Genomic DNA, 12,959 nt, shown 5'->3' on the forward strand with positions numbered 1-12,959 from the left:
TTTGGAGGTTGTTGATGAAGATGTTGAAAACCACTCTGGCCGTGCTCACCGCCGCCGCCGCGCTGGGCGCCACCAGCTTCGCCCAGGCCGGCGCCACCCTCGATGCGGTGAAGAAGAAGGGCTTCGTCCAGTGTGGCGTGAGCGATGGTCTCCCAGGCTTCTCGGTACCGGATGCGCAAGGCAAGATCGTCGGCATTGACGCCGACGTGTGCCGCGCCGTAGCCGCCGCAGTATTCGGCGACGCCAGCAAGGTCAAGTTCAGCCAGCTCAACGCCAAGGAACGCTTCACCGCGCTGCAGTCCGGCGAAGTCGACGTGCTGTCGCGCAACACCACCTGGACCAGCTCGCGCGATGCCGGCATGGGCCTGGTGTTCGCCGGTGTCACCTACTACGACGGCGTTGGTTTCCTCGCCAACAAGAAGCTCGGCGTCTCCAGCGCCAAGGAGCTCGACGGTGCAACCATCTGCATCCAGGCCGGTACCACCACCGAACTGAACGTCTCGGACTACTTCCGCGCGAACAACCTCAAGTACACCCCGATCACCTTCGACACCTCCGACGAGAGCGCCAAGTCGCTGGAGTCCGGCCGTTGCGACGTGCTCACTTCGGACAAGTCGCAGTTGTTCGCCCAGCGCTCCAAGCTGGCCGCGCCGACCGAGTACGTGGTACTGCCGGAAACCATCTCCAAGGAACCGCTGGGCCCGGTCGTGCGCAAGGGCGACGAGGAGTGGTTCAGCATCGTCAAGTGGACCCTGTTCGCCATGCTCAACGCAGAGGAAGCCGGGGTCACCTCGAAGAACGTCGAGGCTGAAGCCAAGTCCACCAAGAACCCAGACGTCGCCCGCCTGCTGGGCGCCGATGGCGAGTACGGCAAGGACCTCAAGCTGCCCAAGGACTGGGTAGTGCAGATCGTCAAGCAAGTCGGCAACTATGGCGAAGTGTTCGAGAAGAACCTGGGCCAGAGCACCGACCTGAAGATCGACCGTGGCATGAACGCCCTGTGGAACAACGGCGGCATCCAGTACGCACCACCGGTGCGCTGATGGTTGCACCCCGCGGCGGCATCCAGCCGCCGCGGGTCGTTCGAATCCCTTCTTTTCGGGGCACTTCATGCAAAATCAAATCGGCGCACGGAAAGGGTTTTCCCTTAGCGATCCACGTGTGCGCGCGTGGCTGTTCCAGATCGTCACGGTGGTCTTCGTGGTCGGCCTGGGCTGGTACCTGTTCCACAACACTCAAACCAACCTGCAGCACCGGGGCATCACCTCCGGCTTCGACTTCCTCGAGCGCAGCGCCGGCTTCGGCATCGCCCAGCACCTGATCCCCTACGTGGAATCGGACAGCTACGCCCGGGTGTTCGTCATCGGCCTGCTCAACACGCTGCTGGTCACTTTCATCGGCATCATCCTGGCCACGCTGCTGGGCTTCATCGTCGGCGTGGCACGGCTATCGCCGAACTGGATGATCAACAAGCTGGCCACGGTGTACGTGGAGACCTTCCGCAACATCCCGCCGCTGCTGCAGATCCTGTTCTGGTACTTCGCGGTGTTCCTGACACTGCCTGGGCCACGGGGCAGCATCAACATCGACGACACCTTCTTCATCAGCAACCGCGGGCTGAACATGCCCGGCGCTGCAATGGCGGAGGGCTTCTGGCCATTCGTGGTGGCGCTGGTGCTGGCCGTCGTCGCCATCGTGCTGATGGTGCGCCTGGCCAACAAACGCTTCGACGAAACCGGCGAACCCTTCCACAAGTTCTGGGTGGGGCTGTTGCTGCTCATCGGCATCCCTGGCGTGTGCGCGCTGCTGTTCGGCAGCCCGGTGCACTGGGAAGTGCCGCAGCTCAAGGGCTTCAACTTCGTTGGTGGCTGGGTGCTGATCCCCGAGCTGCTGGCCCTCACGCTGGCGCTGACCATCTACACCGCGGCGTTCATCGCCGAAATCGTGCGCTCCGGCATCCGTTCGGTTAGCCATGGCCAGACCGAAGCGGCCCGCTCGCTGGGCCTGCGCGAAGGCCCGACCCTGCGCAAGGTGATCATCCCCCAGGCGCTGCGGGTGATCATCCCACCGCTGACCAGCCAGTACCTGAACCTGGCGAAGAACTCCTCGCTGGCCGCCGGTATCGGCTACCCGGAGATGGTTTCGCTGTTCGCCGGCACCGTGCTCAACCAGACCGGCCAGGCCATCGAGGTGATCGCCATCACCATGAGCGTCTATCTCGCCATCAGCATCAGCATTTCGCTGTTGATGAACTGGTACAACAAGCGCATTGCGCTGATCGAACGGTGAGGGTACTTCCGTGACAGCTCATGTTTTCAAACCTGACATGCCGCCACCGGTGAAGACCGTCGGCGTGCTGGCCTGGATGCGGGCCAACCTGTTCTCCAGCTGGCTCAACACCTTGCTCACGCTGTTCGCCCTGTACCTGGTGTGGCTGATCGTGCCGCCGCTGGTGCAGTGGGCGTTCATCGACGCCAACTGGGTCGGCACCACCCGTGCCGACTGCACCAAGGAGGGCGCTTGCTGGGTGTTCATCCAACAGCGCTTCGGCCAGTTCATGTACGGCTACTACCCGGCGGAACTGCGCTGGCGTGTCGACCTCACCGTATGGCTCGCCGTGCTCGGCGCCGCACCGCTGTTCATCAAGCGCTTTCCGCGCAAGGCGGTGTACGGCCTGGGCTTCCTGGTGCTGTACCCGATCATCGCCTACATCCTGCTGCATGGCGGCGTGCTGGGCCTGGAGACCGTGCCCACCAGCCAGTGGGGCGGGCTGATGCTGACGCTGGTGATCGCCACGGTCGGCATCGTCGGCGCGCTACCGCTGGGCATCCTGCTGGCGCTGGGGCGCCGCTCGAACATGCCGGCGGTGAAGGTGGTCTGCGTCACCTTCATCGAGTTCTGGCGGGGCGTGCCGCTGATCACCGTGCTGTTCATGTCGTCGGTGATGCTGCCGCTGTTCCTGCCCGAGGGCATGAGCTTCGACAAGCTGCTGCGGGCGATGATCGGCGTGATCCTGTTCCAGTCGGCGTACATCGCCGAGGTGGTGCGTGGCGGCCTGCAGGCCATCCCCAAGGGCCAGTACGAAGCCGCCGCGGCCATGGGCCTGGGCTACTGGCGCGCCATGGGCCTGGTGATCCTGCCCCAGGCGCTCAAGCTGGTGATCCCCGGCATCGTCAACACCTTCATCGCCCTGTTCAAGGACACAAGCCTCGTGATCATCATCGGCCTGTTCGACCTGCTCAACAGCGTCAAGCAGGCGGCTGCCGACCCGGCCTGGCTGGGCATGGCGACCGAGGGCTACGTGTTCGCCGCCCTGGTGTTCTGGATTTTCTGTTTCGGTATGTCCCGCTACTCCATGCACCTGGAGCGCAAGCTGGACACTGGCCACAAGCGTTAGGAGTTTCGAAATGAGTGAAGCGATCAAGCAGCCTGCCGGCCCCGAAGGCATCATCCAGATGCAGGGCGTGAACAAGTGGTACGGCCAGTTCCATGTGCTCAAGGACATCAACCTGAACGTGCGCCAGGGCGAGCGTATCGTCTTGTGCGGGCCGTCGGGTTCGGGCAAGTCCACCACCATCCGCTGCCTCAACCGTTTGGAAGAGCACCAGCAGGGGCGCATCGTCGTCGACGGCGTGGAGCTGACCAACGACCTCAAGCAGATCGAGGCGATCCGCCGCGAAGTGGGCATGGTGTTCCAGCACTTCAACCTGTTCCCGCACCTGAGCATCCTCGAGAACTGCACCCTGGCGCCCATGTGGGTGCGCAAGCTGCCGCGGCGCAAGGCCGAGGAAATTGCCATGCATTATCTGGAGCGCGTGCGCATTCCGGAGCAGGCGCACAAGTACCCGGGGCAGTTGTCCGGTGGTCAGCAGCAGCGCGTGGCGATTGCCCGGGCGCTGTGCATGAAGCCGAAGATCATGCTGTTCGACGAACCGACTTCAGCCCTCGACCCGGAAATGGTCAAGGAGGTGCTGGACACCATGGTCAGCCTGGCCGAAGACGGCATGACCATGCTCTGCGTAACCCACGAGATGGGCTTCGCCCGCACCGTGGCGAACCGAGTGATCTTCATGGACAAGGGGGAGATCGTGGAACAGGCGGCGCCGGATGATTTCTTCGACCGGCCGCGCAGTGATCGGACCAAGTTGTTCCTGAGTCAGATCCTGCATTGATGCAATTGGGGCCGCTTACGCGGCCCTTTCGCGGCACGAGGCCGCTCCTACAGGAGATCGCGTTCCCCTGTAGGAGCGGCCTTGCCGGGGCGCCGGACCGGCCGGAAAGGGCTGCAAAGCAGCTCCAACGATTAGACTCAGTTCTCTTCTTTTGCGGCCACCGGCGCCGGCGGCGGCCGCAGCCCCACCTCGGCGATCAGCTTCAATTGCTGACCATTGCGCACCACTTCGATGGTGATCTTTTCGGTAGGCTTGATCCGCGCCACCTGGTTCATCGACTTGCGCCCGTCACCGGCTGGCTCGCCATTGATGCTCAGGATCACATCCCCCAGCTGCAGCCCCGCACGTGCCGCCGGGCCATCGCGGAAGATGCCCGCCACCACGATACCTGGGCGGCCCTGCATGCCGAACGACTCGGCCAGTTCCTGGCTCAGCGGCTGCACTTCGATACCCAGCCAGCCACGGATCACCTGGCCATGCTCGACGATCGACTTCATCACCTCCAGGGCCAGTTTGACCGGGATGGCGAAGCCGATGCCCTGCGAGCCGCCGGACTTGGAGAAGATCGCCGTGTTGATACCCACCAGGTTGCCATTGGCATCGACCAGCGCGCCGCCGGAGTTGCCCGGGTTGATTGCCGCGTCAGTCTGGATGAAGTCTTCGTAGTTGTTCAGCCCCAGCTGGTTGCGGCCGGTGGCGCTGATGATGCCCATGGTCACGGTCTGGCCGACGCCGAACGGGTTGCCGATGGCCAGGGTGACGTCACCGATGTGGATGTTGTCGGAGCGGCCGATGGTGATCGCCGGCAGGCTCTTGAGGTCGATCTTCAGGACCGCCAGGTCGGTTTCCGGGTCGCTGCCGATTACCCGGGCGAGTGTTTCGCGGCCATCCTTGAGCGCCACGACGATCTGGTCGGCGCCGCTGGTGACGTGGTTGTTGGTCAGCAGGTAACCCTCGGGGCTCATGATCACCGCCGAGCCCAGGCTCGACTCCCAGCGCCGCTGCTTGGGCAGGTTGTCGCCGAAGAAACGGCGGAACTGCGGGTCTTCGAACAGCGGGTGGGCGCTCTTGTTCACCACCTTGGTGGTGTACAGGTTGACCACCGCCGGGGCGGCCAGGGTCACGGCATCGGCGTAGGAGACCGGGCCCTGCATGATCCGCGTGGTCTGCGGGGCCTGCTGCAGGTTGACGTCCTGGCTGGGCAGGCCGACCCATTGCGGGAAGCGCTGGATGATCAGTATGGCGATCAGCACGCCGGTGAGCAGGGGCCAGCCGAAGTAACGCAGAGCCTTGAACATGAATGGGTCCTGGGAGTAGGGCGGGGGCCACATCAAGGCGGCCCAGGGTGCGAGCGCGCGCGATCATACACGTGAACAAGTCGATCGGCGACGGCTGCCTCATCGCGGGGCAAGCCCGCTCCCACGCCAGATATCAATGGCGTGGGAGCGGGCTTGCCCCGCGATGGGATACTCCCCCAAGCACTTGCCAGCGGTTTCCCCGGCGCTGGCGACGGCCCATAATGGCGGCCATTATAGGGCCTGGTGCCCTGGTGCAACGCCGAATTCGAGGAGATTTTTCATGGCCGTCGCCCTCAACACCCTGGTCGAGGAAGCCGAGCGCTATCTTGCCAGCGCGAAGATCCAGGACTACTGCCCCAACGGCCTGCAGGTCGAGGGGCGCCCCCAGGTCAGCCGCATCGTCAGTGGCGTGACCGCCAGCCAGGCGCTGCTGGACGCGGCGGTCGAGGCCGAGGCCGACCTGATCCTGGTACACCATGGTTACTTCTGGAAGGGCGAGAACCCTTGCATCACCGGTATGAAGCAGCGCCGCCTGAAAACCTTGCTCAAGCACGATATCAGCCTGTTGGCCTACCACCTGCCGCTGGATGTGCACCCGGAGGTGGGCAACAACGTGCAGCTGGCGCGCCAGCTGGACATCACCGTCGAAGGCCCGCTGGACCCGAGCAACCCCAAGGTGGTCGGCCTGGTCGGCTCGCTCGCCGAGCCGCTGTCGGCGCGTGATTTTGCACGCCGTGTGCAGGAGGTCATGGGCCGTGAGCCGCTGGTGATCGAGGGCGAGCGGATGATCAGCCGGGTGGGTTGGTGCACCGGTGGCGGCCAGGGTTACATCGACACCGCTATCGCCGCCGGGGTGGACCTGTTCCTCAGTGGCGAGGCCTCCGAGCAGACGTTCCACAGTGCGCGCGAGAACGGCATCAGCTTCATCGCCGCCGGGCACCACGCCACCGAGCGCTATGGTGTGCAGGCGTTGGGTGACTACCTGGCGCGGCGCTTTGCCCTGGAGCATCTGTTCATCGATTGCCCGAATCCGATCTGACCATTGCCATAGCGCGGTCTCTGTAGGAGCGGCCTTGTGTCGCGAAAGGGGCGCGAAGCGGCCCCGGCAATCTCTGCATCATCCCGAAATCTGGGGTCGCTGCGCGCCCCTTTCGCGACACAAGGCCGCTCCTACAATGACGCGGCGTAAATGCCCAAACCCCCAGTCATATCGTTAGATTGTTTCGATCTAGTGGGCCGCCTAAATAGAATCAGGCGCTGTGATAAAGTGGCTCGCTCGAACACGGCCCGCAGGCCGTCCATAAGATCGTTTTTCGTGAGTAGCCATGGTCGACAATCTGACGCACTTGAAACAGCTGGAGGCGGAGAGCATCCACATCATCCGCGAGGTGGCCGCCGAGTTCGACAACCCGGTGATGCTGTACTCGATCGGCAAGGATTCCGCGGTCATGCTGCACCTGGCGCGCAAGGCCTTTTTCCCAGGCAAGCTGCCGTTTCCGGTGATGCACGTCGACACCCAGTGGAAATTCCAGGAGATGTACAGCTTCCGCGACAAGATGGTCGAGGAGATGGGCCTGGAACTGATCACCCACGTCAACCCCGAGGGTGTGGCGCAGGGCATCAACCCGTTCACCCATGGCAGCTCCAAGCACACCGACATCATGAAGACCCAGGGCCTGAAGCAGGCGCTGGACAAGCATGGCTTCGACGCCGCCTTCGGTGGCGCGCGCCGCGACGAAGAGAAGTCGCGGGCCAAAGAACGCGTGTACTCGTTCCGTGACAGCAAGCACCGCTGGGACCCGAAGAACCAACGCCCCGAGCTGTGGAACATCTACAACGGCAAGGTCAACAAGGGCGAGTCGATCCGCGTGTTCCCGCTGTCCAACTGGACCGAGCTGGACATCTGGCAGTACATCTACCTCGAAGGTATCCCGATCGTGCCGCTGTACTTCGCCGCCGAGCGCGAAGTGATCGAGAAGAACGGCACCCTGATCATGATCGACGACGAGCGCATCCTCGAGCACCTCAGCGATGAGGAGAAGGCGCGCATCGTCAAGAAGAAGGTGCGTTTCCGTACCCTGGGCTGCTACCCGTTGACGGGTGCGGTCGAGTCCGAAGCCGAGACCCTGACGGACATCATTCAGGAAATGCTCCTGACCCGGACGTCCGAGCGCCAGGGCCGTGTCATCGATCACGATGGTGCAGGCTCGATGGAAGACAAAAAACGCCAAGGCTACTTCTAATTTCAGGGTTTCGTCATGTCGCACCAATCTGATCTGATCAGCGAGGACATCCTCGCCTACCTGGCCCAGCACGAACGCAAGGAACTGCTGCGCTTCCTGACTTGCGGCAACGTGGACGACGGCAAGAGCACCCTGATCGGGCGCCTGCTGCACGACTCGAAGATGATCTACGAGGACCACCTCGAGGCCATCACCCGCGATTCGAAAAAATCCGGCACCACCGGCGAAGAGGTCGACCTGGCGCTGCTGGTGGATGGCCTGCAGGCCGAGCGCGAGCAGGGCATCACCATCGATGTCGCCTACCGCTATTTCTCCACCGCCAAGCGCAAGTTCATCATCGCCGACACCCCGGGCCACGAGCAGTACACCCGCAACATGGCCACCGGCGCGTCCACCTGCGACCTGGCGATCATCCTGGTCGATGCCCGCTACGGCGTGCAGACGCAAACCCGCCGGCACAGCTACATCGCCTCGCTGCTGGGCATCAAGCACATCGTCGTCGCGGTCAACAAGATGGACCTCAAGGGCTTCGACGAGCAGGTGTTCGAGTCGATCAAGGCCGATTACCTGAAGTTCGCCGAGAGCATCAACCTCAAACCGTCGAGCCTGCACTTCGTGCCGATGTCGGCGCTCAAGGGCGACAACGTGGTCAACCGCAGCGAGCAGTCGCCGTGGTACACCGGCCCGGTGCTGATGGAGATTCTCGAGTCCGTCGAGATCGCCGCCGACCGCAATGTCACCGACCTGCGGTTCCCGGTGCAGTACGTCAACCGCCCGAACCTGAACTTCCGCGGCTTTGCCGGCACCATCGCCGGTGGCGTGGTGCACAAGGGCGATGAGATCGTGGTGCTGCCGTCGGGCAAGAGCAGCCGGGTCAAGTCCATCGTCACCTACGAAGGTGAGCTGGAGAACGCCGGCCCCGGCCAGGCCGTGACCCTGACCATGGAAGACGAGATCGACATCTCCCGTGGCGACCTGCTGGTGCATGCCGACAACGTGCCGCAGGTGACCGACCAGTTCGACGCCATGCTGGTGTGGATGGCCGAGGAGCCGATGCTCCCGGGCAAGAAATACGACATCAAGCGCGCCACCAGCTATGTGCCGGGCTCGATTGCCAGCATCACCCACAAGGTCGATGTGAACACCCTGGAGCAGGGCGCCGCCAGCGCGCTGCAGCTGAACGAGATCGGCCGGGTCAAGGTGGCGCTGGACAGTGCCATTGCCCTGGACGGCTACGACAGCAACCGCACCACCGGTGCGTTCATCGTCATCGACCGCCTGACCAACGGCACCGTTGGCGCCGGCATGATCATCGCCCCGCCGGTACTGCCCCACGGCAGCACCGGCCAGCATGGCAAGGCCGCCCACGTGTCCACCGAAGAGCGCGCCCTGCGCTTCGGCCAGCAGCCGGCTACCGTGCTGTTCAGCGGCCTGTCCGGCGCCGGCAAGAGCACCTTGGCCTATGCGGTGGAGCGCAAGCTGTTCGACATGGGCCGTGCGGTCTATGTGCTCGATGGCCAGAACCTGCGCCACGACCTGAACAAGGGCCTGCCACAGGACCGCGCCGGGCGCACCGAGAACTGGCGCCGCGCCGCCCATGTGGCGCGCCAGTTCAACGAAGCCGGCCTGCTGACATTGGCCGCGTTCGTTGCGCCGGATGCCGAAGGCCGCGAACAGGCCAAGGCGCTGATCGGCAAGGAGCGCTTGGTGACGGTCTACGTCCAGGCTTCGCCGCTGGCTTGCCGCGAGCGGGACCCGCAGGGGTTGTATGCTGCGGGCGGCGACAACATTCCGGGCGAGAGCTTCCCGTTCGACGTGCCGTTGGATGCGGACCTGGTGATCGACACCCAGTCGGTCAGCGTGGATGAAGGCGTGAAGTTGGTGCTGGATGTGTTGCGTCAGCGTGGCGCGATCTGAGTGATCGCTTGATGTGAAAAACCCCGCTTCGGCGGGGTTTTTTGTTTGTGTCTGGCGATAGGCGCGGTTGTTGCGGGTAGGTGCCTGCCGAGGGTTCTGCAGTGCTCTTGAGATCGAGCGCCTGCCGGGGGGCCTGCTGTGCTCTTGAGATCGAGCGCCCGCTTCGGCGGGGTTTTTTGTTTGTGTCTGGCGATAGGCGCGGTTGTTGCGGGTAGGTGCCTGCCGAGGGTTCTGCAGTGCTCTTGAGATCGAGCGCCTGCCGGGGGGCCTGCTGTGCTCTTGAGATCGAGCGCCGCCCGCGCGGCGCATCGCTGGCAAGCCAGCTCCCACATCTGTTTCGGGCCAATCCATCCTGTGAGGTCTCCACTGTCCGCTTTGGTGCATGTCTTAAGTCATGTGGGGCGGCGCAAGCATCCACGCAGAAACTGCGTCGTACAAACAGGGCGGACAGTGGAGATGGACTAGGAATAACTGGCCCGAAACAGATGTGGGAGCTGGCTTGCCAGCGATGCGCCGCGCGGGCGGCGCTCGATCTCAAGCGCGCTGCAAGGCTTTCGTCCAGCGCCTGGACGCCCTGATGCAATAGTCGCTATGGCCCCAGAAAACGCTGGACCCAAAGGTTACCTCTGCTGAATTTCCTACCCAGAAATCAAGACTTGCCCTATTCCCTGTAGTCCATTTCCCAAACATACTCCTCACCCCTTTCAAGCCATTGCGGTGCTCTGGGTTGGCCTCTAGTCTCGGGCGGTCGCTGCAAAATCAGCGATCGGCTTTGACAGGCCGCTGAGAACTTAAGCATGGCTGTCGCGTTATGGCGGTTGTGCGTGGGGCACCTCACCCTTTGTTTGACAGCAGGTGGTGGTGGCCTTATTCGAGAGAACCCTACCATGCTCAAGATCGTCCCCGATCCACCCCACAACCATCATTCCCTTGAAGACACCCTGATCCAGGCCACCGAGTACGCCTTGTGCGCCGTGACCGTGGCCCACCAGGCGGTGCTGTTGCAGCCCAAATCCCCGGCTTCGATCCTGATGCTGGCGTCGATGCATGAGATCGAGTCGCTGCGGGTGCTGCTCGAATCGGCATTGATCCAGGTGCAGATGCCGGCCCAGGCCGGGGCGTTGCACTAGACAACGAACATTTCAGGGAGCTATCACGATGACGACAGACAACATAAAAACCACCGCGGGCAAGACCAAGTTCTACCAGGGCGAGGGCATGACTGCCCCGCTGTTCTGCATCGAACCTGGCATCCCTTGCCAGCATGCCCGCGATCAAGCCTCGGAGCTGATGGGCTGCGTGCGCGACCTGACCATCGCCGGGATCATGGAGGAGAAGCCGCAGTTGCTCTGGGCCTCTTATTACTTGAGCGCGTTGGCCAAGGCGCTGATGGATGATGCCGAGCTTGGCATGAGGCATTGAGCCCTTTCGCCGGCAAGCCGGCTCCCACAAGGTTCGGCGCAGTTCATGTGGGAGCCGGCTTGCCGGCGATGGGGCCGCCTAGCGCCCCTAGATATGCTGCTCCGACACCGGAATCACCCGCCGCTCCTTCACCGCCTTGTACGAAAAGCTCGAATAGATTTCCTTCACCCCCGGCAACCGCTGCAGCACTTCGCGGGTGAATTCGCCGAACGACTCCAGATCCCGCGCCAGGATTTCCAACAAGAAGTCATAGCGCCCGGAAATGTTGTGGCAGGCGACGATCTCGGGGATCTCCATCAAGCGTCGTTCGAACGCCAAGGCTATCTCCTTGGTATGCGAGTCCATCATGATGCTGACGAAGGCGGTTACCCCGAAGCCCAGCGACTTGGGCGAAAGGATGGCCTGGTAGCCGGTGATGTAGCCGTTGTCCTCCAACAGCTTGACCCGTCGCCAGCAGGGCGAGGTGGTCAGCGCGACCTGGTCGGCGAGTTCGGACACGGTCAGGCGGGCGTTGTCCTGCAGGGCGGCTAGCAGGGCGCGGTCGGTGCGGTCGAGTGACGAAGGCATGGTTTGCCCTCCAGCTTTTGTATTTATTGTTTTTCTTCCAATCAGGGCCCATAACCGTGGGCCAATTTGGAAAATGTGCAGCAGCTCGGTGGCATAAGCTTATAGCAAACCACACGAGGCTGTTGCCATGCGCGACTCCAATAACAACACCGGTTTTTCCACGCGGGCCATCCATTACGGATACGACCCGCTGTCCCACGGCGGCGCACTGGTGCCGCCGGTCTACCAGACCGCTACCTTCGCTTTCCCTACCGTCGAGTACGGCGCCGCCTGCTTTGCCGGGGAGGAGGGCGGGCACTTCTACAGCCGTATTTCCAACCCCACCCTGGCCTTGCTGGAACACCGCATGGCGTCGCTCGAAGGCGGCGAGGCCGGGCTGGCGCTGGCCTCGGGCATGGGGGCGATCACCTCCACCCTGTGGACCCTGCTACGCCCAGGTGACGAGTTGATCGTCGGCCGCACCCTGTACGGCTGCACCTTCGCCTACCTGCACCACGGCATCGGTGAGTTCGGGGTGAAGATCCAGCATGTCGACCTCAACGACCCTCAGGCGCTTAAAGCAGCAATCACGCCCAAAACGCGGATGATCTACTTCGAAACCCCGGCCAACCCCAACATGCAACTGGTGGATATTGCCGCAGTGGCCGACGCGGTGCGTGGCCACGACATCAGCATCGTGGTCGACAATACTTACTGCACCCCGTATTTGCAGCGCCCGCTGGAATTGGGCGCCGACCTGGTGGTGCATTCGGCCACCAAATACCTGTCCGGCCATGGCGACATCACCGCCGGCCTGGTGGTGGGGCGCAAGGCGTTGGTCGATCGCATTCGCCTGCAAGGGCTCAAGGACATGACCGGCGCGGTGCTTTCGCCCCACGACGCCTCGCTGCTGATGCGTGGCATGAAAACCCTGGCCCTGCGTCTGGACCGGCACTGCGCCAATGCGCAGCGGTTGGCCGAGCACCTGGCCCGCCAGCCGCAGGTCGAGCTGATCCACTACCCGGGCCTGCCGTCGTTCCCTCAGTACGCGCTGGCACAACGGCAGATGCGCCTGCCAGGCGGGATGATCGCCTTCGAGCTCAAGGGCGGTATCGAAGCCGGGCGTCGGTTCATGAACGCCTTGCAGCTGTTCAGCCGGGCGGTGAGCCTGGGTGACGCCGAGTCGCTGGCCCAGCACCCGGCGAGCATGACCCACTCCAGCTACACCCCGCAGGAGCGGGCGCACCATGGTATCTCCGAGGGGCTGGTGCGGTTGTCGGTGGGGCTGGAGGACATCGACGACCTGCTGGCCGATATCGACCAGGCCCTGAAGGCCTGTGCCTGAACTGCCACGGACGAGG

The 12,959-nt window shown here is 63.3% G+C and carries 12 protein-coding genes; 10 read left to right on the forward strand and 2 right to left on the reverse strand.

Annotated features, from left to right (window positions below):
- Positions 1 to 14: 14 nt before the first annotated feature.
- From IX761_RS08700 to IX761_RS08715, 4 genes are all read left to right on the forward strand, one after another.
- A complete protein-coding gene (locus tag IX761_RS08700; protein WP_194789191.1) occupies positions 15 to 1,043 on the forward strand; it encodes an amino acid ABC transporter substrate-binding protein in 1,029 nt (342 codons plus the stop codon).
- Positions 1,044 to 1,110: 67 nt separating this feature from the next.
- Positions 1,111 to 2,289: an amino acid ABC transporter permease gene (locus IX761_RS08705; protein ID WP_194789192.1), complete on the forward strand. Its 1,179-nt coding sequence runs from the start codon at positions 1,111 to 1,113 to the stop codon at positions 2,287 to 2,289.
- A gap of 10 nt (positions 2,290 to 2,299) precedes the next feature.
- On the forward strand, positions 2,300 to 3,397 hold the full coding sequence (locus tag IX761_RS08710; RefSeq protein ID WP_194789193.1) for an amino acid ABC transporter permease: 1,098 nt from the start codon (positions 2,300 to 2,302) through the stop codon (positions 3,395 to 3,397).
- A gap of 10 nt (positions 3,398 to 3,407) precedes the next feature.
- Positions 3,408 to 4,172, forward strand: coding sequence for an amino acid ABC transporter ATP-binding protein (locus IX761_RS08715; RefSeq protein WP_194789194.1), 765 nt, complete (start codon positions 3,408 to 3,410; stop codon positions 4,170 to 4,172).
- 137 nt (positions 4,173 to 4,309) lie between these two features.
- On the opposite strand, the gene algW is transcribed toward IX761_RS08715, so the two are convergent.
- The gene (algW, locus tag IX761_RS08720) at positions 4,310 to 5,470 is read right to left on the reverse strand and encodes a Do family serine endopeptidase AlgW (protein ID WP_194789195.1); all 1,161 of its coding nucleotides are present in this window, start codon (positions 5,468 to 5,470) and stop codon (positions 4,310 to 4,312) included.
- A gap of 280 nt (positions 5,471 to 5,750) precedes the next feature.
- On the opposite strand from algW, the gene IX761_RS08725 reads away from it, so the two are divergent.
- From IX761_RS08725 to IX761_RS08745, 5 genes are all read left to right on the forward strand, one after another.
- Entirely contained in the window at positions 5,751 to 6,509 is a 759-nt protein-coding gene (locus IX761_RS08725; RefSeq protein ID WP_194789196.1) for a Nif3-like dinuclear metal center hexameric protein, read from the forward strand.
- A 286-nt stretch (positions 6,510 to 6,795) separates the two neighbouring features.
- Entirely contained in the window at positions 6,796 to 7,713 is a 918-nt protein-coding gene (cysD, locus tag IX761_RS08730; protein WP_194789197.1) for a sulfate adenylyltransferase subunit CysD, read from the forward strand.
- A gap of 15 nt (positions 7,714 to 7,728) precedes the next feature.
- A complete protein-coding gene (gene cysN / locus IX761_RS08735) occupies positions 7,729 to 9,630 on the forward strand; it encodes a sulfate adenylyltransferase subunit CysN (RefSeq protein WP_194789198.1) in 1,902 nt (633 codons plus the stop codon).
- Between the two features lie 887 nt (positions 9,631 to 10,517).
- The gene (locus IX761_RS08740; protein ID WP_194789199.1) at positions 10,518 to 10,760 is read left to right on the forward strand and encodes a hypothetical protein; all 243 of its coding nucleotides are present in this window, start codon (positions 10,518 to 10,520) and stop codon (positions 10,758 to 10,760) included.
- Between the two features lie 28 nt (positions 10,761 to 10,788).
- Complete coding sequence (locus tag IX761_RS08745; protein WP_194789200.1) at positions 10,789 to 11,052, forward strand: DUF3077 domain-containing protein; 264 nt, start codon at positions 10,789 to 10,791, stop codon at positions 11,050 to 11,052.
- An 87-nt stretch (positions 11,053 to 11,139) separates the two neighbouring features.
- On the opposite strand, the gene IX761_RS08750 is transcribed toward IX761_RS08745, so the two are convergent.
- Positions 11,140 to 11,619, reverse strand: coding sequence for an Lrp/AsnC family transcriptional regulator (locus IX761_RS08750; RefSeq protein ID WP_194789201.1), 480 nt, complete (start codon positions 11,617 to 11,619; stop codon positions 11,140 to 11,142).
- A 127-nt stretch (positions 11,620 to 11,746) separates the two neighbouring features.
- Here IX761_RS08750 and IX761_RS08755 point away from each other — a divergent pair, with 127 nt between their 5' ends.
- Entirely contained in the window at positions 11,747 to 12,943 is a 1,197-nt protein-coding gene (locus tag IX761_RS08755) for a methionine gamma-lyase (RefSeq protein ID WP_194789202.1), read from the forward strand.
- The last annotated feature ends 16 nt before the right edge of the window (positions 12,944 to 12,959 follow it).

The organism is Pseudomonas sp. UFMG81, assembly GCF_015354575.1.
Classification (GTDB): domain Bacteria; phylum Pseudomonadota; class Gammaproteobacteria; order Pseudomonadales; family Pseudomonadaceae; genus Aquipseudomonas.

Bases quoted from the DNA above. Each gene is read 5' to 3' on its own strand.
- IX761_RS08745 (WP_194789200.1), top strand. From the start codon at position 10,789: ATGACGACAGACAACATAAAAACCACCGCGGGCAAGACCAAGTTCTAC.
- IX761_RS08715 (WP_194789194.1), top strand. From the start codon at position 3,408: ATGAGTGAAGCGATCAAGCAGCCTGCCGGCCCCGAAGGCATCATCCAG.
- IX761_RS08755 (WP_194789202.1), top strand. From the start codon at position 11,747: ATGCGCGACTCCAATAACAACACCGGTTTTTCCACGCGGGCCATCCAT.
- IX761_RS08705 (WP_194789192.1), top strand. From the start codon at position 1,111: ATGCAAAATCAAATCGGCGCACGGAAAGGGTTTTCCCTTAGCGATCCA.
- IX761_RS08750 (WP_194789201.1), bottom strand. From the start codon at position 11,619: ATGCCTTCGTCACTCGACCGCACCGACCGCGCCCTGCTAGCCGCCCTG.
- cysD (WP_194789197.1), top strand. From the start codon at position 6,796: ATGGTCGACAATCTGACGCACTTGAAACAGCTGGAGGCGGAGAGCATC.
- IX761_RS08725 (WP_194789196.1), top strand. From the start codon at position 5,751: ATGGCCGTCGCCCTCAACACCCTGGTCGAGGAAGCCGAGCGCTATCTT.
- IX761_RS08700 (WP_194789191.1), top strand. From the start codon at position 15: ATGAAGATGTTGAAAACCACTCTGGCCGTGCTCACCGCCGCCGCCGCG.
- IX761_RS08740 (WP_194789199.1), top strand. From the start codon at position 10,518: ATGCTCAAGATCGTCCCCGATCCACCCCACAACCATCATTCCCTTGAA.
- cysN (WP_194789198.1), top strand. From the start codon at position 7,729: ATGTCGCACCAATCTGATCTGATCAGCGAGGACATCCTCGCCTACCTG.
- algW (WP_194789195.1), bottom strand. From the start codon at position 5,470: ATGTTCAAGGCTCTGCGTTACTTCGGCTGGCCCCTGCTCACCGGCGTG.